This is a genomic window from Cohnella luojiensis, from assembly GCF_004564235.1.
GTDB lineage: Bacteria > Bacillota > Bacilli > Paenibacillales > Paenibacillaceae > Cohnella > Cohnella luojiensis.
The window spans coordinates 1-21,573 of sequence record NZ_SOMN01000053.1 but is presented as its reverse complement, the minus strand read 5'-3'; the positions used below and the strand labels follow the sequence as shown (position 1 = coordinate 21,573).

The window sequence follows — 21,573 nt, the reverse complement described above, 5'->3', positions numbered from 1 at the left end:
GCTCTTCCTGCAAGACCTCCAGCACAACCTTCGTTTTAAACTCTGGGGTGTATCGGTTCCGTTTTTCCATGGTTTTATTATAACTTATTTATCACGCTCCTGTGTCTCAACCTATGGGAGCATTATATTTTGCCTCTACGATAGTAAAGAAAAACTATGTTAGTTATTACTTGATGCCAGTGTATTCACATCCGGATTTGCTAAGCTCCTTATCCGATTCCTTAAAGAAACGAATGCAAGGCAAATCTTGCTTTAACTTTAAAGAAGTAGATGAGGATTTATTTAGGGAGCTGAAAAACTTAACACATAAGGGCTATTTGAAATATAAAGAAGAGAATCTGATATAAATTCGAGGAGAATAAATGAATATTCTGATTGCACAGCCTAAATTAGAAAAAGAGATCAAGCAACTCGAAAATGAAGTACATTCAAACCCGTCGGCGGACATTTTAATTTTCCCGGAAGGATATTTAAACCAAAATGTTGATTTAGCGTGTAAATTAGCTGAAAAGTATGAAAAGATCATTGTTTCGGGATACAAGTGGCCTAAGGATAGGGCAATTGTGATTAATCGAAATGGCAAGATAATTCTTGATAGAGCTAAGTATAATAAATCTACAATTGTAGAAGCAGATGGAATAAGCATTGGTCACATGCTTTGCGATGAATTAGTTTTACAAGGAATGAGTGATCTAGAACAATCTACTATCAGCTTTATTGCCCATCCAATCGGGGTAGGGATGTTTAGCGAAGATCAATTTGATGAGTGGATTAATGAAGCCAAGAAAATTGCTATTGCTTATAAAACCTTAGTGATTGGTACGAGTCATGCAGATGGTTCTTTTAGAGATAGTGATATCTCTATTCCAATTTCATATTGCATTGATGAAAACGGCGAAGAAATATTCATATCCAAGAATGATGTTAGAACAAGAATAATGAATACTCAAACAAGGTTGGTAACAATTATTGAGAACGAAGATTCGGAATTTGGAGGAATCCATGGATAAGATTAAGGCAGTCATCTTCGATCTGGATAACACGATTCTAGATAGGATGAATACATTTAGAAACTTTGCTGCTTCATTTGTAAGTTTTTACTTTGAACAACATGACTTAAACGATAGTTTCATTAAAAGAATCATTGAGCTTGATCAAGATGGGTATAAAGACAAGAATGAATTGTTTAGTGAGCTATTAGAAGAGCTTCCTTGGGGAGTAAAGCCTCAAGTTGCTGAGTTATTGGAATACTATAGTATCAATTATGTTAGCAGTGCCATTCTGATGGAACAGGCTAGGGAAGTCGTGCAGTCCATTCGAAAGACGTATAAGACCGGATTAATAACAAACGGAAAAACGGCAATCCAATATGGAAAAATTGATCGCTTAGGAATTCGTAATGATTTTGATTTCATAATTGTTTCAGAGGAAGCTGGAGTTAAGAAACCTAATCCTAAAATATTTGAAATGGCTTGTATGAAGCTAGAACTAAGCCCTGATCAATGCGTCTATATAGGTGATCATCCAGTTAACGATATTGAAGGAGCCGCAAAGGCTGGAATGGAAACGATATGGATTCAAGTGAATCAACCTTGGAAAGCTGAAGTAACGGTAAGTCCAAGACATGTTATTAAAAAATTAAATGAATTGTTGGAAATACTAAAATGCAATGGGGGTACAAAATGAAACCCATTCTTCAAGCATACATTATCGATTTTAATAGATCAGATAATTTATTAGATGCGATTACAAACTTCTTTACAGTGCACAATGATATAGAAACTCTAAATCATACCCTTAAGGTTGCCAGTGAGGCTCAACGTGTTGCAAAACTTTATGACGTTGATCCAGCTAAAGCTGAGCAGGCAGCTCTTCTCCATGATATTAGTAATGTAATTCCCATAAGCGATATGCTACATGTGGCTGAAGAGCTTTCTATTGAAATCATGGATGAGGAGCGTAAATACTCAAGAATTGTACACCAGAAATTATCCAGGGCAATGGCGGAAGAAGTTTTCGGAGTAACGGACAGTGAGATATTATGCGCAATAGAGTGTCATACTACATTGAAAGCAAATTCATCGCTATTCGATAAGATCATTTTTATCTCTGATAAGATATCGTGGGAATTACCCGGCAATCATCAATACTTAACAGATATTAGAAGCAAAGTTGATGAACTAGAATTGATTGAAGGAATACTCATTTATCTAAATAACATTTGGGATCAAAAAACCAAACTAAAATTAATTCATCCCTGGTTAATCGAGGCAAGGGAAGAGCTTCTTAAGAAAATTAGTCATCTCCCGAGTGGGCTTTCAAAGCCGGCTCAACGTGCGCTCAGCGGTTCCGGTCTCTGGAAACTGGAGCAAATCTCAAAACTCAGCGAGGCTGAGCTTTTGCAATTACATGGTTTAGGATCTAAGTCGATTCGCCAGATTCGTGAAGCATTAGAGATGAAAGGTTTATCATTCTCAAATAAATCATGATGGGCAAAATGGCGAAAAATTCACTTGTATCGGTATTTATGGTAATACTTACAAGCTGCTGTTCAATCCTTCTAGGATTAATGTACCTATTTAGTTTTTGGATTGATTTCGGATTCCTTGGATCGGAAATAGGCTCAGAGACTTCAACCACGGGATTATGGGATTCTATTTCGATTGGACTTGGAATTGTCCTTCTACTTTCCATGATCTTGGATGTAAAAGTCATAAACGCGAGAGGAAAGTTCTCCTTTAAGCTCTCTATGATTACGGCCTTATTATTGATTCTTATTCAATTTCCACCGCTAGCTCTTTGGTTGATGATCAATTTATTAGATGTGAACAACGGGGAATTAATAGGGCTCGGTACGCATTTATTGCTTCTGATATTAATAATTGGTTGCGTGTATACAATTGTCAGATTCAATAAAGAGGTTAAATGACAGAGGATGATGAAATTGAATGATTTAGCAAAAGCGATTCAATTGAGGGAATTGGGCCGATTGGAAGATGCCAAAGCTATATTGCTCGAGCTTTTAAAACAGGAGCCTAATAATCCATCGATTTGGTAATACGGATTAGAGAATTCAATCATGCAAAATACTGCTTTCCAAACGATGAAGAGTTCATGAAGTTCATATCAGGCATACCTGGAAATCCGGATTACTCTCAGCCAAAGTTTCAAGATGAGCTTGAGAAGAAAATCGAAGAGAACAGGGTTAATGGCAGAATTGAGATATTAGAGTATAAGTACATTTGGAAAGCCATGAAACCCTAATGAATTCCTATCCAGAATGATGGGCAAAGATTTCAAGGAACAACAATTAACCATGGCGAAAGTTACGGGGAACTTTAAGCACGGAAACGAGAGGAAGGACTGAGATAATCATGGAGCAACACATCGCAATAAACCAAGCAACCATAAATGATCTGGATGAGCTAGTTTATCTCTTTGATCAATATAGAATATTTTATATTCAAGCTTCAGATCTAGCTGGCGCGAGGCAATTCTTGTTTGATAAATTCGAACACCGTGAATCCGTATTGTTTATAGCTAGAGAGATGGCCAATAATCAAATCATTGGATTTACGCAGCTATATCCTACATTCTCCTCCATCTCTATGAAACGGGCATGGATATTGAATGACTTATTTGTGTTAGAAGATTATCGGAACAGAACCGTTGCTAAACTTCTGTTAGAACACGCAAAGGAATATGCAATACAAACCCATGCTAAAGGTATAGAACTATCGACAGCTTATGATAATGTTCGAGCGCAAGGACTTTACGAGAAACTCGGATACAAGAAAGACGAAGAATATTATCACTACTACTTAACCTTGTAATCTATGTATGGCCGATTACCTTCTCGACCTTTTACTTCAGGCTGTGCTGCAGGATCCAATACAGGAGCCTGTTCGAATTACTTATCAGGATTCTTGCCATCTGAAGAATGTAATGAAAGCCGGAAGCGCACCGAGGAAAATCCTGTCTTCTTTGCCCAACGTGGAATTCGTCGAGATGAACCAACGCTACGAAGGCGCATTATATTGTAACGAGCAATCCGGGATGTCTGCTTCAGATGAAGCTTGGAATCGAGAAGCATGCGGATTCCGATAAGATGCAAGCCGTTCATATCGTAGATTTCTTGTATGATATCCTGTTATAAAGCATGACCAAATCTCGACATTATTAAGGGGACTGTCCTCAAGTAGAGTGTTCTACTCGAGGGGCAGTTCTCTTTTTTTCGACATTATAATCTTCAAAGCGGTTCTTACCGAGATAGCGATGGATTACTTAGAACCGATTATTCCTTGATCCAAGGGATGATCGGTTTTTTTTGAACGTCATAGTCTAACTCCACGATATTTTGTCTATTGTTATCCAGGAATAGCAATGCTAGGGGTTTTGTGCCTTGTGCAAGGAAGAGGTAAACTTCCTTAATCGGATGAGGATAACATTCATGAGGAATCCGAACCGGCTTAGGGAATGGGATATGAAGGACAATGCCGCTAGTGGGATTTACGCCGAATCCTCCATAGATGGTTGGGGATGATTGCAGCAGCTGGAGAACGGAATCATTCAATTCCGGAGTTAAGGGAATCACCTTAACGACCTTTTCTTGCTTAACATCAAACACGGAGACCATAGTTACTTCCTTGGCTAGAACGACAGGATTAACGCACAGAAGTAGAACGAGCATAGAGATTATTTTAATAATCATGATTTTCATACCTTCACCTCGCAGGAATTATTCCCATAAATGGTGTAAGATATAAGTCGTATCGTTCAAAGGAAGGTGGTAGGCACCATGGAATGGATTGTTATCGGCTCGTTGATTGCGATTTTACTCTTTTTTGCTAGTAGAGCCTATAGGTCCAAGAAAAGGTGCGGAGAGATTATTACCTCATTTGAGGATGGAGGTAATGCGAAAGTAGCATTATTGAATTTACTGCTATTTCTTGTTTATGGTTATTTCGTCTTACCGTACTTCGATGACCAATTCTGGGTATTCCTATTGCTAAGTTTCGCCCTGTTCACCCCTTTTTACTTTATTTTCGAGAAGAACTATATGGGGGTCAATGGATTTAAAGTAGGGTATTAGTTCATTCCCAAAGATGAAGTAAGCCATTATATCGTTATAGAGAAAAGATGGGTTGAAATTGAATTTATTTTGAAAAGCGGAAATAAGACTTTTGTAATGAGGAAGAAACGGAAATTCAAAGCGGAAATAGAGAATATACTGCAGGACCATTATCAGCATAGGCAAACTAATATTACGGCTTATTAAGGAGACATTGCATTGATAACTCCCATTCCAACCGGTATCAACTTCACTCAGGAGAACGGACAATTAACGATTACGCGAAGATGGTTTTCTCCGATTATCATTTTCCTTCTATTTTTCACGATCCTATGGGACGGCTTCCTATTCTTCTTCTACAAAATGATGTTCTGGGGCGGGATGCCTACATTCATTGCCTTATTTCCAATCTTACATGTTGCGGTAGGAATCGGACTTACCTATTCGGTACTGACCGGTCTTCTGAATAAAACGATCATTACCGTATATATGGATGAGTTAACGATTAGGCACAGACCACTTCCTTGGAGGGGCAATCGGACATTACATCGAAATGATATTTTGCAGCTGTACTGCGAAGAAGTTAGTCATAGGAACGGTCATAGACACAGTTCAAGCTATCGCATGAATGCAGTCTTGAGTAACCAGAGAAAACTCGTATTAATATCCGGAATCTCTGATCGTTCCCAAGTGATTTATTTCGAGAAGGAAATCGAGAAGTTCATGGGAATTCAAGATGTTCCCGTTGCTGGGGAGATGCGGCAATATCGATGATACTAGAAGAACTGATTAAAGATGCGATTTGGGTTGTTATCATGACTGCGATTTTTGTAATCTTTTATTCTAAAAAGAATAAATGGCGGGCCGCAATCTTTTATTTATTCCTGTTTGTGGCGATTAAAGTCGCGGTTAATCTTATATTTTAACAGGAGATGATTAGCTTGGGCATTGAAGATAGATTAAGAGAACTGAATATTACTCTCCCTCAAGCGAGCGAACCCGCGGCTAAATACGCTAATTATGTCATTGTTAACGGGTTGATGTTCATCTCAGGCAAAGGACCTGCGGGAAATCCGAAAGGGAAGCTTGGAATCGATTATTCAACACAAGAAGGATATGAATTCGCAAGGCAAACCGGAATAGAAGTGCTTGCGGTTCTCCAATCTGCATTAGGATCTCTGGACAAAGTCGTCAGAGCGGTTAAAGTACAAGGGTTCGTAAACGCTAGCGCGGATTTCGAGGAACATCATAAAGTCTTGAACGGATTCTCGGATCTCATAATGGAAGTCTTCGGGGATAAAGGACTCCATGCCAGATCGGTCTTAGGCGCAGTATCCGTGAGGGATAATCTGCCGATTATCGTGGACTCTATTTTCCAGGTGGAGAGGGATATCGTTGAATAATAGTACTATACATGGGAACAAATGTTTGGCATTATATCCATCGGGTAAGTATTCCATTATTGGAGGCAGACAAATATGGGACGAGTCGTATTATTCGATATGAGCAGCCAAGATCCGGAACGGGCAGCTAGCTTCTATTCCTCCGTCTTTGGATGGAAGATAGCGGAGCCGAACTGGGGCTATCATCCAGTCTCGACAGGCGATGAATCTAGGCCTGGCATTAACGGCGGGATCTCCAAGGGTCCTCATGATTTCGCCCACGGAATCAGAATCCAGATCGAAGTGGATGACATGGATGAAGCTCTTCGCAAGTCGGTCGAAGCAGGAGCGCAAATCGTGCGGGATAAGATGGACTTCGGCGACTTCTATCTCTGTTACTTAGTGGACTCGGTTGGAAACGGCATCGGACTTATTCAAAATAAATAGCTGCGGCATAGAATATACTGGGGACAGCAGGTGATAAAGGAGGATAACTATGCAAGCTGGATTCTGGATCAGACTGGGCGCCATATTGTTGGATGCATTGATCGTTGCCGTGCCGTTGACGATAATATCATTGATTCTAACCGGTGGTGGGGAAGGTAAAGAATATTTCACGAACGCATTATCTTTTCTCTATTCCTTGATGGTACCGGTTTTCTGGAATGGATATACGATCGGCAAGCGAATTTGCGGGATTCGAATCAGCAAGCTTGACGGATCGCCTCCTGGCCTTGGAACGATGCTTATGCGCAATGTAGTAAGCGGGATCGTATATGGTATAACCTTCGGAATCGCTATAATCGTGAGCATTATCATGGTTGCCGTTAGGGAGGATAAACGATCACTTCACGATTTCATCGCGGGTACGGAAGTAACTTATAGTTAACAGGGAAATGGGAGGAGAAAGTTTGAGGAGAACTCTATACATTATCTCCGGTCCGGCCGGAGCGGGAAAATCCACGACTTCGAAGAGAATTGCCGGAAGATTAGCGAAAAGCGCGTACATCGAAGGCGATTTGATCGATCACATGGTTTTCGGCGGTTACGAAATGCCTTGGCTAAGCCAATATCATACTGATCTCATCTGGCAAAATATTCTTTCGCTTGCCAACAATTTTATCCATCACGATCACGATGTCGTTATTGACTATGTTGCTTTCATGCATAACGCCGAATATATCGCAAGCGGGCTGGAGCAATCCGGAGTTTCCGTTAAATTTGCCATTCTTATCACGGACGAAGAAGAGTTGCTTAGAAGGGATGCCGAACGACAGCCGCAATTCCGCATGGGGCATCGATGTATCGAGGGATTGAAGGAGATCAGGAGATCGAATCCACCGGAGCATCACATCATCAATACAACACGCATGGATGTTGACTCCGTCGTGGAAGAGATTATGGGTAACCCGGTATTCTTGATTGATAGTTAAGTAAAAGGGAAGGGACAGCATGAAAATGACAACATACATCGCGCTGCTACGCGGAATCAACGTTAGCGGACAGAAGTTGATTAAGATGGAACACCTAAAGGGCTTATTTGAATCGTTAAAATTCGGCAACATCAGGACCTATATTCAAAGCGGCAATGTGTTGTTCGAATCGGCGGAGGATGATCCGGAGCTTCTTACGAAGAAGATCGAACAGGCGATCGGAACGCTTATTCCTTCCAGGTAACGGTCGTTCTTAGAACCTTGAAAGAGCTGGAGGAAGTCATTGCCCGAAGCCCTTATAAAGTAGACGATCTCCTAGAAACGGACTCGCTCTACTTGAGCTTCCTAGCCGAGCGTCCTTCCGCCGAAGCCGCAGCCAAATGCCTGACTTTTATGAACGAAGTGGATGAGTTCACCATCGGGGATCGCGAAGTTTATATTTTGATCCATAAGAGCTATGGGGAATCCAAGTTCTCGAACAATTTTCTTGAAAAGAAGCTGAAGGTAGCGGCCACGACCCGTAACTGGGCAACGGTCAATAAATTAATTAGCATGGGTCAGGGTTAAGCTCAAGCTCAGAGTAAACGACAAACCGAGTGTCAGTGCATTAATTCGTATTGTTCGAGCTGGACTCGGCTTTTTTGCGTGCGCGGAAACGGCGTACCTTCATCAAATTTCCGCACATCTTGTCGTCGCAATATCGCTTCGAGCGGTTGCGGGTATCATCGTAATAGACCCATAGGCAATTCGGATTGTCGCATATGCGAATGCGGGATGGTTCATTATCGGTTAACATCCGCGAGAAGGAAGCCGCGATTTCCGCCTCTAAATTCGTCCATTGCTTTCCTATAGGAGATAGCTTTATCCGATAGCCATCATCATCTGCGGATAAAGTGCGAATGACGGCTCCGTCGGCCATGATCTCATTCAACATCACTATATCTTCAACGGCCGGCCGGCTATTATCCACGAATGATTTGGCCATACGATGCAACAACGCTCGCAGTCTTTTCAACGAGGTTATATCCTTCGCTGTTGGACGATGGTCGACAACGAGTTGCTGCTTGTCCATCCAAGCGTCTAGCCAGTCCGAATCGTCTAAGCGGTCCTCGGCAGCTCCGTCTCCTCGCCAATCATGATGCACGCTATTCAAGAAGTCGTCCCAAAGCATCGGTTAACCTCCTTCACTTCTATAATGAAAACCATTGTAACACCTTAAATATAGTTACGCTAGTTACTTGACCTCGGATCAATCCCGTGTTAAATTCTTAATGTAACCACCAAAATAAACTTAATTAGTTACATACTCAAAAAGGAGAGTGCCGGAATGAGCAAGCTTGAACTTCTGTTGCAAGGATGGGATAGCTCGTACGAGAAGGAAGATTGGTATCCGCCGTTAACGGATGTTTTGAATGGGGTTACGGTGGAGCATGCGCTGTGGAAACCCGCGGGCGAGCATGTCAACTCGATCTGGGAAACAGTGAATCATCTGGTTTTCTACAAAGAACGGTTGCTTAATAGACTAACCGGTGAAGAATCCAAATATCCATCGGGAGTTACGAATGATGATACTTTCGCGATATCATCCTCGACAGCGGAGGAATGGGAGCATACACTAGCAAAGCTAAAAGAAGTACATTTGGGATTACGCGATAAGCTCTCGGCCATGAATGAGGAGCAGCTTGAACGGAAGATTCCTCAAACACCGATCGGCAACTGGATTCATAGTCTAATCCTACATGACGCCTATCATACGGGGCAGATCGTCTTCCTTCGGAAGCTGCAGGGCTCTTGGCCATCCCGCCGATCATTCGAGTAACAAGACTAAAATCGATACCAACTAAATATGCTGGATTATAGGCAATTTTTGGAACCCTTAAAAGTTAAAAAATTTTAATTTTTACGACGAGAACATGTAACTTTCTGTTTAGTCCATACGTCTAATGGCTAAAGGAAAGTAAAGGCTGCTGTCACGAGCCTCTGAAGGAGAGAATGCGGTTATGTTCAACAAGTTATTAATCAGCTTCACGGCCGTATTATTCGGATTCATGTCTCTGGGTTTCATTAAAGCCAATACGACGGATTACGTTCCCGTACCGAAAGATTCCGACACGCGGGTTGCCTATGTCGACCGAATCTATCAAGAGAACGGTAAGAGCTACATGGACGCAGATTTCATAGAGTGGTACGAAGGCGAAGAAGCGAATAAGAAATTCCGTGAAATTGAGCAGGATCCTGAGATGACCGAAGCTCCGGACGGCTACTATATCGTGAACGATGATGAAGAATTGAAGAAGCTCGAGATCGCTTCCGACGCGAAAGTGTTCATGCAAATTTACGATAGGACGGGTAACATCGAGGAAGCGGGTACCGAGTGGAACGAAGAGATCAGCGTTGAGAAATTCATCTCACTTTTCTCGGACGATTCCGAAATGAATATGAAAGACTTCCCTTACCATCTTACGGTGGAGAACGATAAGATCGTTAAGATCACTCAGCAATTCATCCCTTAAGGAGTAAGACCAATGAACGATGAAGTTCTTTTCTTTGCGACGCCTTCCGATTGGAGAAAATGGTTGGAAGAGAATCATGAGCGAGTGTCCCACCAGTTGGTCGGTTTCTACAAGAAAGGCACGGGAAAACCTAGTATTACTTGGCCCGAATCCGTTGATCAAGCGCTGTGCTATGGATGGATCGACGGCGTGCGCAAGGGCATCGACGAGGAAAGATATATGATTCGGTTTACACCAAGAAAAGCGACTAGTATCTGGAGCGCGGTGAACATCGCGCGCGTTGCCGAATTAACGGAACAGGGATTAATGCTGCCCAACGGTCTTGCGGCATTCGAGAAACGGAAGCAGGAGAAGTCGGTCATATACTCCCATGAGCAGAAGGATATGATCGCCGAATTAGATCCGGCATCGGATACACAACTTCGAGCAAACGAGAGAGCTTGGGAGTTCTTCCAAAATCAACCGTTGACGTATCGAAAGGCGGTTATCTGGTGGATTAAAAGCGCGAAACGCGAAGAAACGAAGCAGAAGAGATTGGCGAATATGATCGAGCACAGCGAACAGGGGAAGAGGCTAGCGCAATTTACTTGGACGAAAAGCACCTAATTCAACCTAAACGTGCAACAAATAGCCTCCATTGGCGTCTAATCATTAAACTGCCCTTGCAGCATGATGAGGAGTCGAACTCTGGAGGATTTATTTTTATGAAGCTATTTTACCGATCGTGGTTTATGATTTTATCTCTCGTTCTATGTATTTCTTTACTCAATCCGAACGTGATCACTTATGCAGCCAAGCCATCAACCATTAGCATCTACTTAGACGGGAACAAGATTAACTCGGATGTTCCTCCTTACATTATTCCCAAAATAAACGTGACGATGGTCCCTCTAAGCGTCATCAGCAAAAATCTTGGAGCGGGAGTGTCCTGGTTACAAAAAACGAAGACGGTCACCATCACGCAATCCGGAATAACCTTAAGCATGACAATCGGGCAAAAGTTCGCTTTAGCGAACGGGGAGCGCGTTAATCTGGATGCAACCGTTCAAGCCATTAACGGACGCGTCATGGTACCTTTGCGATTCGTGAGCAAGCAGATGAATCTGAACGTGACGTGGTATCAATCCGCGCAGACGATCAAGCTTCAGACCCAGGAAGGACTGGCGGACAACTCGTTAAAAGGAGCATGGGTATCGACCGTATACAATCTGGATTGGCCTTCAAGCAAATCCTACGGGAATTCGACCCAGCAGCAACAGGAATATGTTCAAATGTTGGATGAGTTGCAGGGAATGGGCATCAACACCGTATTCGTTCAAGTGCGTCCGTCTGCGGATAGCTTCTACCCCTCGAATCTCGTCCCATGGTCGAGATTCCTGCAAGGCGAACAGGGATTAGCTCCGGATTATGATCCGTTAGCGTTCATGATCGAAGAAACCCACCGGCGCGGAATGGAATTCCATGCATGGTTTAACCCGTTCAGGGCGAATACCGGCGAGAAGACAGAGGAGCTTGCTTCTAATCACGTTGCGGTAACCCACCCGGAATGGATCGTTCAATCGGGCAACAAGATGTATATCAATCCGGGGATACCGGAAGCTCGGCAGCACATTATCGATGCAATCATGGAAGTGGTCAACAACTACGAGGTCGACGGCGTCCACCTTGATGATTACTTCTATCCGTCCAGTGGCGCTTTTGCCGACGATCTCACGTACTTGGCTTATAACGACAGCCAAATTCTGAATAAAGCAGATTGGCGCCGCGACAACATAAATCGATTCGTCGAGCAATTAGGCAAATCGATTCACGCCGCCAAACCGCAGGTTCAATTCGGGATCAGCCCTTTCGGCGTGTGGCGTAATCAATCGATGGACATGACCGGTTCCGATACTAAAGCAAGCGTGACCGCGTATGACAACATGTATGCCGACGTGCGTACTTGGATTCGGCAGGACTGGATCGATTATGTGGTGCCGCAAATTTATTGGAGTCTATCCTTACCTATCGCCCGATATGACAAGCTGGTCGACTGGTGGGCGAACGAAGTTAGGGGAACGAAAGTAGACCTGTACATCGGTCATGCTCCATATAAGCTGGGAACTCCAGAGGTTGGTTGGAACAATGCTCAGGAGATTATCAATCAATTGAAATACAATAAGAATTACTTTGAGGTTAAGGGCGATATTTTCTTTAGCGCCAAGGATCTGCGGAAGAACCCGCTAGGGCTCATTCCGCTGCTGCAAGCTTATTATAAAGTCCGATGACGCAAAGAACCCCTGAATTCTCCCGCTATCCGGGTGAGTTCAGGGGTTCCGTGCGAGTAGTTAACCGTTCAGCCGTTCATTTAACCAATCGAGGATGACGGTGAATACTTCCTCGCGCCTCTTCTCGTTGTGAAGCTCATGCTTGAAGCCCGGCCATTCCCGCCAACGGGTAAGCGATCCAGCTTGATCCGCGAAGTGTTTGCTGGCTTGAATGGACGTTACCTGATCGTCCCCGCCGTGCATGAGCAGCAAGGGAACCTTCAGTTTACTGGCGTTCTCGAGCGCCCATTTGCCCGCACCTTGAACGCTGAAGAAAAATTTGGCCGTAATTTGACCATGTCCGAGCTCATCGCCGACGTAACGTTCGATCATGGTCTGATCCGTGGTGAGATTCGCTGCTTTGAGGGGACGGTTGTTCGTGTATTTCGGATAAATTAGTTCGAGGAGCTTACCGATCACCGCTTGCAGGGATGGAGGCTTGAACGCTAACTTCAGCCAAGGTCCCGTTACGATGGCTCCGGCAATATCCGGCTGCCTCCTTAACAAATAATTAATCGTAACGTTCCCGCCCATGCTGTGTCCGAATAAGAAGAACGGGAAGCTTGGATACTTTCGATACGCTTCGGCGATCATCATATCGACGCCTTCCAGCAGGCCCTCGTAAGCGGAAACGTGACCTCTTTTGCCATCGGTACGTCCATGTCCTCTCTGGTCGAAACCCATTACCGTATAACCCTCGTTATTCAGCATCTCCGCCACGTGTGAATAACGGCCCATATGCTCACCCATCCCATGCACAAGTCCGATGACTGCTCGAATTTCCCTAGATGGATCCGGTTGCCATTCGCAAGCATGCATATGAGTTCCATCCGAAGTGACCCATTTCATATTCATGACGCTCATCCAATCGTTCCTCCCGCGCAAATCTGATACTCCTATCATAAACGATAATGTGGCTTTTGGAACGACAATTAAGCGAGGGATTGTGCTAAAATAAGGCTAAACTTCTAGCGAATTCGGTGAAATAGAGGAGCAAATCTGTTGACGGATTGGAAATCTTTTATCGCGCCTATTTACTTATCCGCGCAAGTCGCCATCATAAGCAGCATCATTGTCTTTGTACTCGCAGTTGCAGTAGCCAAGTGGATGGCCCGAAGACGGTTCGTCGGGAAAACGGCACTGGAAACGCTGTTCATGCTGCCTCTCGTACTTCCCCCATCCGTGGTCGGGTTCATCCTCCTCGTGATGCTCGGAAGGCGGAGCTATATCGGACAAGCCTATGAATGGTTTGTTGGACAACCGGTCGTCTTCTCCTGGGTTGCAGCGGTTATCGCCGCCGTTGTCGTAGCATTCCCCCTTGCCTACCGAACGATCAAGACAGGGTTCGAGGAAGTGGACGGGGAGCTGGAGGATTCCGCTAGGGCGCTGGGCGCCAGCGATTGGCAGGTGTTCCGCTTCATTACGGCACCGCTCGCATCGCGATCTTTGATCGCGGGCTTCATTCTTGGATTCGCGCGGGCGTTGGGGGAGTTCGGGGCGACGCTCATGATAGCGGGCAATATTCCTCACCGAACGCAGACGATCCCGACCGCAATCTACGTAGCCGTAGATGGAGGAAATCTGTCGCTTGCCTGGATGTGGGCGTTCACGATGGTTCTTCTCTCCTTTCTAATGCTGTTGGCGGCGAATCGTTACCCCAGATAATCAGGATTGAACGGTCACTCCCGGTTCCGAATTGGAATAGGGAGTGATTATTGTTTACAATAGATTTATAAGTTTTGATTAATGGTTAAAAGGAGGAGACTCATAATGGAAAATAACAATCAAAATAATGCCCAGCTTGCTACCTTCGCAGGAGGATGCTTCTGGTGCATGGTTACTCCGTTCGAGGAGCTGCCGGGTATTCATGGTATCGTATCCGGATATACAGGCGGCCATACGGTGAATCCGACCTACGAAGAAGTATGCTCGGAGACGACGGGACATGCGGAAGCAGTACAGATTACTTACGATCCCGACATTTTCCCCTATAGCAAGTTGCTCGACATTTACTGGCGTTCCGTTGATCCGACCGATGCCGGCGGCCAATTCCACGATAGGGGTTCTTCCTACCGGCCTGCCATCTTCTATCACAACGAGGAGCAGCATAAGGAAGCGTTAGCGTCCAAGGAGGAGCTGGAGAAAAGCGGAAGATTCAACAAGCCGATCGTCGTGGCGTTGGAACCCGCGACCGTCTTCTATCCCGCCGAGGAGTACCACCAGGGCTACCATCATAAGAATCCGCTTCGTTATAAGTATTACCGGCAAGGAACGGGCAGAGACGCCTTCCTGCAGCAGAACTGGAATACGCCGAAGGATAAGGAAGAGCTTCGCAAGCGGCTGACTCCGATGCAGTTCGAGGTTACTCAGAACAAGGGGACTGAACCGCCTTTCCGTAATGAATTCTATAACAACACGGAGCCTGGACTATACGTGGACATCGTCTCCGGGGAGCCGCTGTTCAGCTCCAAGGATCAGTTCGACGCCGGCTGCGGTTGGCCGAGCTTCTCGAAGCCTCTCCATGGCGGCAACATTCAGGAACATCAAGACTACTCGCACGGTATGTCTCGCGTAGAGGTAAGAAGCCGGGAAGCCGATTCGCACCTCGGGCATGTGTTCAACGACGGGCCGAAGCCTGGCGGATTGCGATACTGCATTAACTCGGCCGCACTGCGGTTCATTCCGAAGGATAAGCTAGAGCAAGAAGGGTACGGAAGGTATTTACCTGATATCGAAGAGAAGGCTTAATACAACACCCGCCACAAGTAGAAAGTCGCATAAGCCTCCCAGTTTGCCCAGCCGGCCGATAGCTCTCGAATCTGAGCTACGGTCGGCTTTTGTTCCATTTCGAGCACCGATTTGATTGCGTTATGCAGCCCTACGTCGTCTATTGGGAACGCTGCCGGATAGCGCAAGCATCTCATTAACACGTAGTTGGCCGTCCACGGTCCTATCCCTCGAATAGATACCAGCATTTTCTCCGCGGCTTTGAAGCTTTCGGCTTCCATCAACATTTCCTTGCTGATTACACCGTCTGCCAAGAGGCGGGCGACCCCGATTAAATACTCCGATTTCTTCGTCGTCATTTTCAAAGCTGCTATATCGCTGACCGATAATGCCGCTATATCCTCCGGAGCAGGGAAGAGCCAGCAGGTGACTTCGCCGTTGCTTACCTTCTTGCCGAACGACTCCACGAAGCGGCGCTTTAGCGTATACGCGAATGCCAAATTGATCTGTTGGCCGATGATTCCCCAGCATAACGCCTCGAATAAATCCGGAATGCCCATATTGCGAAGTCCGTACAGACGGTTCACGACCCCGTTTAATAGTGCATCCCCCTGAGACATGGAATAGAAGGGAGTCAGGTCGTTGTCCAAATCGAACCATTCCCTCACGTACATCACGATTGCGTCCACCACTTCAACGCTCCAAGGAGTTTCACCGTCCATGGATCTAACCGTAAGGAATCCGGACTCGTCACCGCTCACCTCGAACAATGGCGTTTGTGAACCAACGGGAATCGTTTTGTACAGCTTGCCGCCCAGAATCCGATACAAGGACTCATCCGGCGACCGGGATAGGTAGTCCAGATTCACTTGAAAGTTGAATTCCGTTGGAACGGAAATTTTGATTAATGGGTTCATCTTCCTAAACACTCCTTCGTTCTTACTAACTCTTCATCTAGTTGTACCATATTTGGACCGTATTGACTTTGGTAATCTTGCGCTTTCATTCCGAATAGCTAACGCGAAGTGGAAGTTCAAGGTATACTAGGGGCAGAGGTGATTCCATGAACGACGAATATTGGAAGGCCATCGTCCTTTCGGACGAAGCCTATGACGGCAAGTTCTATTATGGCGTAGTCACGACAGGGATCTTTTGCAGGCCCTCTTGTAAATCCAGAGTACCTGTTAAGACCAACGTAAAGGTATTCGAGAACAGCGTGCAAGCGCAATCGGAGAAATTTCGCCCATGCAAAAGGTGCAAGCCGGACGGAGGCAGAATGCCGATCGAGGAATGGGTGTCGCAGATGGCCAGCGTCATCGAGTCGCGCTATGCGGAAGATTTGACCCTTGGCAAGCTGGCGGATATTTTCCATGGCAGTCCGTATCACCTGCAGCGTACCTTCAAGCGAATTCAAGGCGTTTCGCCATCCGAGTACTTGCTCAGGACTAGAATAGCCAAGGCGAAGCAATTGCTAGCGTCCACCGACTTATCTATGATGGATATCGCTTTGTCCGTGGGGATCGCGAATACGTCTCATTTTTCAACGCAATTCTTAAGACGGACGGGAATGACCCCGACTCAATATCGCAATGCGGAACGAGCGCTTGTTGGACAATAAAGGAGGCGAATAAGGTGAGGGAAAAAGCAGACAACTTGAATTTGTATTGGGCAACGATTAACCAAGGAAACGATCAACTCATAGTTGCGGCTAGCGAGCAAGGGCTTTGCTACGTTGGCGGTTGGGGCGAATCGTTGCGGACTTTTCAGGACTGGGCGGAGAAAAATTTCAGAGGGTACGAACAAGTAATGGACGAGTCGAGAATGGAGCCATTCGTTCAGCAACTGGAGGAATATTTCGCGGGACAGCGTACATCCTTCACGATGCCGTTAGACTTGAGGGGGACTCCGTTCCAAATGTCGGTATGGGAGGCAATGGGTAAGATCCCGTACGGCCGAACGGCCAGCTACTTGGATGTCGCGGAATCCCTGCAAAGACCCAAATCCGTAAGGGCCGTCGGAACCGCTATCGGCAGAAACCCGGTGCTCATCGTAGCGCCATGTCATCGGATCATCGGCAAGAACGGGGCGCTCACCGGCTATCGGGGAGGACTCCCAATGAAAGAGCGATTGCTACAGCATGAAAAAACCGCTAGTATGGCGTTGAGATAGATTTCCTACTATATAAACCGATTTTCTTGCTTATAACCGTCTATTTGCGGTATAATTTTCTCGCCAAAATAACTGGATGAGGAGCAAGAAAATGAGCAAAGTATTGATCTTCGGCCACAAGAATCCGGATACGGATACGATCTGTTCCGCAATTGCCTATGCAGATTTGAAGAAGCAGCTAGGAGAAGACGTTGAAGCGGTTCGTCTGGGCTCCGTAAGCGGCGAAACGCAATTCGCGCTGGATAAATTCGGAGTTAAAGCGCCGCGTCTTGTCGAGACGGTCGCTAACGAAGTAAAAAGCGTTATTCTCGTAGACCACAACGAACGTCAACAAAGCGTGTCCGATATCGATCAAGTTACCGTGCTGGAAGTTATCGACCATCACCGGATTGCGAATTTCGAGACTAGCGCTCCGCTCTATTACCGTGCCGAACCTGTAGGTTGCACGGCGACGATTCTTAACAAGCTTTACAAAGAAAACGGGAAATCCATCCCTAAAGATATTGCCGGCTTGATGCTGTCCGCGATCATCTCCGATTCTCTATTGTTCAAATCACCGACATGCACCGCTCAAGATGTAGCTGCCGCTCGCGAGTTGGCTGAAATTGCCGGCGTAAACGCGGAGAGCTATGGACTGGACATGCTTAAAGCAGGCGCTGATCTTAGCGACAAAACAATCGCGCAGCTGATCTCCTTGGATGCGAAAGAATTCCAAATGGGCAGCGCGAAAGTCGAAATCGCGCAAGTAAACGCGGTTGACGTGAACGATGTTCTGTCCAAGCAAGCCGAGATTGAAGATGCGCTTACGAATATCATCAACGAAAAAGGACTGGACCTGTTCCTGTTCGTCGTTACCGACATTCTAAACAACGATTCCATCGGTCTTGCGATCGGCCGCGCGGCTGATGCGGTTGAGCAAGCTTATAACGTGAAGCTGCAAAACAACCAAGCGGTCTTGAAGGGCGTCGTATCTCGCAAATCTCAGATCGTACCTATTCTCACCGATATTTTCAACAAACGTTAATTCGAGATTGAAGCCCGCGAAAGCTGCGGGCTTTTTTGCTTAGTCGAGCACACCGGGATTGGAGGCTTTACCTATATATGAAATTAAGCGTGCTCGACCACTCGCATGTCAATGAAGGAAGAACCGTAAGAGACGCATTAAACGAGACGATCGTACTTGCCCAAGAGACGGAGAGGATGGGTTATCATCGTTTCTGGGTCTCCGAGCACCACGGTTCTCAAGCGTTAGCTTCGTCAAGTCCCGAAGTGCTGATCGCGCATATCGCGGCTCATACCGAATCCATCCGGGTCGGATCCGGCGGCATTATGCTTCCGCACTATAGCTCCTATAAGGTTGCCGAGAATTTCAAGCTGCTGGAAGCCTTGCATCCCGGGCGTATCGATGTAGGGCTAGGGCGAGCTCCGGGAGGATTTCCCATCGCATCGCGGGCTTTGCAAGAGCATAAGCGGGTGGATATCGACTTGTACCCTCAACAGGTCGAGGATCTAAGAGATTACTTAAACGATGACCATCCCGGCAAGCATCGTTTCGCGGGCTTGCGGGCATTCCCAGAGACGGAAACCGCGCCTGAATTATGGCTGCTAGGCTCGAGCGATGGAAGCGCCAAGATCGCGGCGCAGCTAGGAACCGCGTACGCTTTCGCGCAATTTTTCGGTGCAGCCGGAGATGAGCCTCTTCAATATTATCACTCGTATTTCCGTCCATCCGAACATATGAGCAAGCCTCAATCGCTCGCCGCGGTCATGGTCATCTGCAGCGATACGGAGGAGGAGGCGCGCCAGCTAGCCAAGAGCAACGAGCTGTTCTTCCTCAAGCTGCTTAGCGGTCAAGAGCTAGGTTACCTTCCCTCCGTGAAAACGGCAATGGAGTACCCGTATTCGGCGATGGAGCTGCAAATGATCGATCAGATGCGTTCGCGTCGGTTCATCGGTACCCCCGGGCAAGTAAAGGAAAGTCTCAAAAGGTATGCGGATCGCCTGCACCTGGATGAGTTGATGATCGTGTCGCACATTCATGATTTCGACAAGCGCATTCAATCCTATCGTTTCGTTGCCGAGGCATTTGGAATATAAGCGAAGTAAGACCGGTGCTATCCGCCGTGTTGCGAGCGGAATAGGAGCGGCGATTGCCCTTTATTCTTCCGGACAGAGGAATGCCGCAATTCTTTTCGCTATCGTAGCATTGTTTGAGATGTTATTGGTCTATATGATGAAGTTATAAAATACGGTTTCGTATAGGGGAGATCGGTGGAAACGAGGCGGTAAGAATGAGAATTATCGTCGTATCCGATACGCATATGCCCAGAATGAACAAGAAGCTGCCGGATAGGCTGCTTCGGGAGCTGACGAAGGCAGATGCGATCATTCACGCTGGCGACTGGACGAAGATGGCGGTATATGAGGAGTTGGCTACACTCGCACCGACTTATGGCGTATCGGGTAATAATGATGGCGAGGATATCGTTCGCAAGTTCGGCTTGCGGAAAATGCTTAATTTCGAAGGCAAACGAATCGGAGTCGTTCATGGACACGGTGCCGGGACTAGACTCGATACGGAATCGCGGGCGATATTGGCGTTCAAAGGCGAACCGCTAGATGCGTTAATATACGGACATTCCCATGTTCCCGTGCGGAAGCGAAGAGGCCAGATGCTGGTTCTAAATCCCGGATCGCCGACGGACAAGAGGCGACAGGCTCTGTATTCGTTCGCGATTATGGATATCACGGCCAAAGGATTGACCGCACGACATGTCTTCTTCTCCGACAAAACATAAGAACGAGCGACCTTGGCTTATGTTATAATAGACGAATCATTCCGCTGGCTAGACCGATTGGAGCACCCAACTTTGAAGAGATTTAAGAAATTTTATATCGAGATCACGAGCATATGCAATCTTGCCTGCAGCTTCTGCCCGCCGACGAAGCGCCAAGCGAATTTCATTAAAGTCGATGCCTTCACCAATACGCTGGATCAGATTCAGGGGCATGCCGAATATATATATTTTCACGTGAAGGGCGAACCTTTGCTCCATCCTAAGATTGACGAGCTGCTAGACATCAGCCACGAGAAAGGGTTTAAGGTTAATCTGACATCGAATGGGACGCTTCTGCACAAGGCGAAATCCAAGATTCTCGGTAAGCCTGCGTTGAGACAGATTAACTTTTCCTTGCACAGCTTCGACGGACATGAAGGCTCGGTGGACAAAGAAGGCTATGTGCAGAGCGTGCTTGATTTCGCCAAGGAAGCCGTCGCGGCTTCCGATATTCTGATTTCCCTTCGGTTGTGGAACCTTACGCCGGATAACGAGACGAACTTGAAGAACGACCGCAACCGCGAGATTCTTGCAACGATCGAGAAGACGTTTAACCTTGACTTTAAGATCGAAGAGCGTTTCGTACGAGGGAAAGGCATTAAGATAGCGGATCGGATCTACCTCAATCACGAGGAAGAGTTCCAGTGGCCGGACCTCAAGGAGAAGGAAGACGAAGGCAAGGGCTTCTGCCATGCGCTTCGCAACCAAGCCGGCGTACTGGTCGACGGGACGGTTATCCCTTGCTGCCTCGACGGTGAGGGTGTTATAAACTTGGGCAACATCAACAAAACGCCTTTCTCCGAGATCATCGATGGCGAGCGGGCAACAAAGCTATACGATGGCTTCTCCAGAAGGGAAGTCGTCGAGGAACTTTGCAGGAAATGCGGTTACCGCCAAAGGTTCAACGCGTGACGTAGCGGGGAGCGGCGGAACATGCTGGTCATGTGGACAAGCAAAAAAGAAAGCCGCATTTGGCAATGTCATTAAGTTAAACTCAAAGACAAGACAAATAAAAATGGAATCCGAAACGGCATGGGGAAAAGCCCTGTGCCGTTTGTTTTTTTGGTGCAAGCAAGGAAAAAGAGTACAGCAAACAAAGCGGATGGAAGATCCGCTTAAAAAATGTTCATGTGAT

The 21,573-nt window shown here is 46.2% G+C and carries 29 protein-coding genes and 1 pseudogene; 26 read left to right on the top strand and 4 right to left on the bottom strand.

Annotation, left to right across the window (positions count from 1 at the left end; genetic code table 11):
- Positions 1–362 precede the first annotated feature (362 nt).
- The 6 genes and pseudogenes from E2980_RS22665 to E2980_RS24845 all read left to right on the top strand — a co-directional run.
- Positions 363–1,010 (top strand): carbon-nitrogen hydrolase family protein, encoded by a 648-nt coding sequence (locus E2980_RS22665; protein ID WP_135154506.1) that lies wholly within the window; start codon positions 363–365, stop codon positions 1,008–1,010.
- Positions 1,003–1,686 (top strand): HAD family hydrolase, encoded by a 684-nt coding sequence (locus E2980_RS22660; protein ID WP_135154505.1) that lies wholly within the window; start codon positions 1,003–1,005, stop codon positions 1,684–1,686. The genes E2980_RS22665 and E2980_RS22660 overlap by 8 nt, the downstream gene beginning before the upstream one ends.
- A complete protein-coding gene (gene yqeK / locus E2980_RS22655) occupies positions 1,683–2,489 on the top strand; it encodes a bis(5'-nucleosyl)-tetraphosphatase (symmetrical) YqeK (protein ID WP_135154504.1) in 807 nt (268 codons plus the stop codon). The genes E2980_RS22660 and yqeK overlap by 4 nt, the downstream gene beginning before the upstream one ends.
- 446 nt (positions 2,490–2,935) lie before the next feature.
- A complete protein-coding gene (locus E2980_RS25215; RefSeq protein ID WP_420808672.1) occupies positions 2,936–3,058 on the top strand; it encodes a tetratricopeptide repeat protein in 123 nt (40 codons plus the stop codon).
- 316 nt (positions 3,059–3,374) lie between these two features.
- Complete coding sequence (locus E2980_RS22645) at positions 3,375–3,833, top strand: GNAT family N-acetyltransferase (protein ID WP_205700019.1); 459 nt, start codon at positions 3,375–3,377, stop codon at positions 3,831–3,833.
- 73 nt (positions 3,834–3,906) lie between these two features.
- Positions 3,907–4,156: pseudogene (locus E2980_RS24845) on the top strand (heterodisulfide reductase-related iron-sulfur binding cluster); the annotation flags it as partial.
- Positions 4,157–4,294: 138 nt separating this feature from the next.
- On the opposite strand, the gene E2980_RS22635 reads toward E2980_RS24845, so the two are convergent.
- Complete coding sequence (locus E2980_RS22635) at positions 4,295–4,720, bottom strand: hypothetical protein (RefSeq protein WP_135154501.1); 426 nt, start codon at positions 4,718–4,720, stop codon at positions 4,295–4,297.
- A gap of 78 nt (positions 4,721–4,798) precedes the next feature.
- Between E2980_RS22635 and E2980_RS22630 the strand changes: the two genes are divergently transcribed.
- From E2980_RS22630 to E2980_RS24975, 8 genes are all read left to right on the top strand, one after another.
- A complete protein-coding gene (locus E2980_RS22630) occupies positions 4,799–5,092 on the top strand; it encodes a hypothetical protein (protein WP_135154500.1) in 294 nt (97 codons plus the stop codon).
- A 198-nt stretch (positions 5,093–5,290) separates the two neighbouring features.
- A complete protein-coding gene (locus E2980_RS22625; RefSeq protein ID WP_135154499.1) occupies positions 5,291–5,845 on the top strand; it encodes a hypothetical protein in 555 nt (184 codons plus the stop codon).
- Positions 5,846–6,012: 167 nt separating this feature from the next.
- Positions 6,013–6,474, top strand: a complete 462-nt coding sequence (locus tag E2980_RS22620) for a RidA family protein (RefSeq protein ID WP_420808671.1) — start codon at positions 6,013–6,015, stop codon at positions 6,472–6,474.
- Between the two features lie 75 nt (positions 6,475–6,549).
- Positions 6,550–6,900, top strand: coding sequence for a VOC family protein (locus E2980_RS22615; protein WP_135154498.1), 351 nt, complete (start codon positions 6,550–6,552; stop codon positions 6,898–6,900).
- Between the two features lie 49 nt (positions 6,901–6,949).
- A complete protein-coding gene (locus E2980_RS22610; protein WP_135154497.1) occupies positions 6,950–7,342 on the top strand; it encodes an RDD family protein in 393 nt (130 codons plus the stop codon).
- A gap of 22 nt (positions 7,343–7,364) precedes the next feature.
- On the top strand, positions 7,365–7,886 hold the full coding sequence (locus E2980_RS22605) for a P-loop nucleotide/nucleoside kinase family protein (RefSeq protein ID WP_167747228.1): 522 nt from the start codon (positions 7,365–7,367) through the stop codon (positions 7,884–7,886).
- Between the two features lie 19 nt (positions 7,887–7,905).
- On the top strand, positions 7,906–8,130 hold the full coding sequence (locus tag E2980_RS24980) for a DUF1697 domain-containing protein (protein WP_276322385.1): 225 nt from the start codon (positions 7,906–7,908) through the stop codon (positions 8,128–8,130).
- A gap of 17 nt (positions 8,131–8,147) precedes the next feature.
- A complete protein-coding gene (locus E2980_RS24975) occupies positions 8,148–8,453 on the top strand; it encodes a hypothetical protein (protein ID WP_276322384.1) in 306 nt (101 codons plus the stop codon).
- Positions 8,454–8,493: 40 nt separating this feature from the next.
- On the opposite strand, the gene E2980_RS22595 is transcribed toward E2980_RS24975, so the two are convergent.
- Positions 8,494–9,057 carry a CGNR zinc finger domain-containing protein gene (locus E2980_RS22595; RefSeq protein ID WP_135154495.1) on the bottom strand — a complete coding sequence of 188 codons (564 nt, stop codon included), beginning with the start codon at positions 9,055–9,057 and terminating at the stop codon, positions 8,494–8,496.
- A 156-nt stretch (positions 9,058–9,213) separates the two neighbouring features.
- On the opposite strand from E2980_RS22595, the gene E2980_RS22590 reads away from it, so the two are divergent.
- The 4 genes from E2980_RS22590 (at position 9,214) to E2980_RS22575 (ending at position 12,666) form a co-directional block, all read left to right on the top strand.
- Positions 9,214–9,705 (top strand): DinB family protein, encoded by a 492-nt coding sequence (locus E2980_RS22590; protein WP_135154494.1) that lies wholly within the window; start codon positions 9,214–9,216, stop codon positions 9,703–9,705.
- A gap of 181 nt (positions 9,706–9,886) precedes the next feature.
- Positions 9,887–10,399, top strand: a complete 513-nt coding sequence (locus E2980_RS22585; RefSeq protein ID WP_240703155.1) for a hypothetical protein — start codon at positions 9,887–9,889, stop codon at positions 10,397–10,399.
- A gap of 12 nt (positions 10,400–10,411) precedes the next feature.
- The gene (locus E2980_RS22580) at positions 10,412–11,005 is read left to right on the top strand and encodes a YdeI/OmpD-associated family protein (protein ID WP_135154493.1); all 594 of its coding nucleotides are present in this window, start codon (positions 10,412–10,414) and stop codon (positions 11,003–11,005) included.
- Between the two features lie 98 nt (positions 11,006–11,103).
- The gene (locus tag E2980_RS22575) at positions 11,104–12,666 is read left to right on the top strand and encodes a family 10 glycosylhydrolase (protein WP_135154492.1); all 1,563 of its coding nucleotides are present in this window, start codon (positions 11,104–11,106) and stop codon (positions 12,664–12,666) included.
- 60 nt (positions 12,667–12,726) lie between these two features.
- On the opposite strand, the gene E2980_RS22570 is transcribed toward E2980_RS22575, so the two are convergent.
- Positions 12,727–13,569 carry an alpha/beta hydrolase gene (locus tag E2980_RS22570; RefSeq protein ID WP_135154491.1) on the bottom strand — a complete coding sequence of 281 codons (843 nt, stop codon included), beginning with the start codon at positions 13,567–13,569 and terminating at the stop codon, positions 12,727–12,729.
- A gap of 138 nt (positions 13,570–13,707) precedes the next feature.
- Here E2980_RS22570 and modB point away from each other — a divergent pair, with 138 nt between their 5' ends.
- Both modB and msrB read left to right on the top strand, forming a co-directional pair.
- Positions 13,708–14,370 (top strand): molybdate ABC transporter permease subunit, encoded by a 663-nt coding sequence (gene modB / locus E2980_RS22565; RefSeq protein ID WP_135154490.1) that lies wholly within the window; start codon positions 13,708–13,710, stop codon positions 14,368–14,370.
- 105 nt (positions 14,371–14,475) lie between these two features.
- Positions 14,476–15,453 (top strand): peptide-methionine (R)-S-oxide reductase MsrB, encoded by a 978-nt coding sequence (gene msrB / locus E2980_RS22560; protein ID WP_135154489.1) that lies wholly within the window; start codon positions 14,476–14,478, stop codon positions 15,451–15,453.
- Here the strand turns inward: msrB and E2980_RS22555 are convergent.
- Complete coding sequence (locus tag E2980_RS22555; RefSeq protein WP_135154488.1) at positions 15,450–16,349, bottom strand: DNA-3-methyladenine glycosylase family protein; 900 nt, start codon at positions 16,347–16,349, stop codon at positions 15,450–15,452. The two genes, msrB and E2980_RS22555, sit on opposite strands and share 4 nt — an antisense overlap.
- 146 nt (positions 16,350–16,495) lie before the next feature.
- Between E2980_RS22555 and E2980_RS22550 the strand changes: the two genes are divergently transcribed.
- The 6 genes from E2980_RS22550 (at position 16,496) to E2980_RS22525 (ending at position 21,350) form a co-directional block, all read left to right on the top strand.
- On the top strand, positions 16,496–17,050 hold the full coding sequence (locus E2980_RS22550) for a bifunctional transcriptional activator/DNA repair enzyme AdaA (protein WP_135154487.1): 555 nt from the start codon (positions 16,496–16,498) through the stop codon (positions 17,048–17,050).
- Between the two features lie 14 nt (positions 17,051–17,064).
- Entirely contained in the window at positions 17,065–17,601 is a 537-nt protein-coding gene (locus tag E2980_RS22545; RefSeq protein ID WP_240703154.1) for a methylated-DNA--[protein]-cysteine S-methyltransferase, read from the top strand.
- Between the two features lie 91 nt (positions 17,602–17,692).
- A complete protein-coding gene (locus tag E2980_RS22540) occupies positions 17,693–18,625 on the top strand; it encodes a manganese-dependent inorganic pyrophosphatase (RefSeq protein WP_135154486.1) in 933 nt (310 codons plus the stop codon).
- Between the two features lie 77 nt (positions 18,626–18,702).
- The gene (locus tag E2980_RS22535; RefSeq protein ID WP_135154485.1) at positions 18,703–19,698 is read left to right on the top strand and encodes an LLM class flavin-dependent oxidoreductase; all 996 of its coding nucleotides are present in this window, start codon (positions 18,703–18,705) and stop codon (positions 19,696–19,698) included.
- Between the two features lie 194 nt (positions 19,699–19,892).
- Positions 19,893–20,399 (top strand): metallophosphoesterase family protein, encoded by a 507-nt coding sequence (locus E2980_RS22530; RefSeq protein WP_135154484.1) that lies wholly within the window; start codon positions 19,893–19,895, stop codon positions 20,397–20,399.
- Positions 20,400–20,471: 72 nt separating this feature from the next.
- Complete coding sequence (locus tag E2980_RS22525; RefSeq protein WP_135154483.1) at positions 20,472–21,350, top strand: radical SAM/SPASM domain-containing protein; 879 nt, start codon at positions 20,472–20,474, stop codon at positions 21,348–21,350.
- Positions 21,351–21,573: the final 223 nt, after the last annotated feature.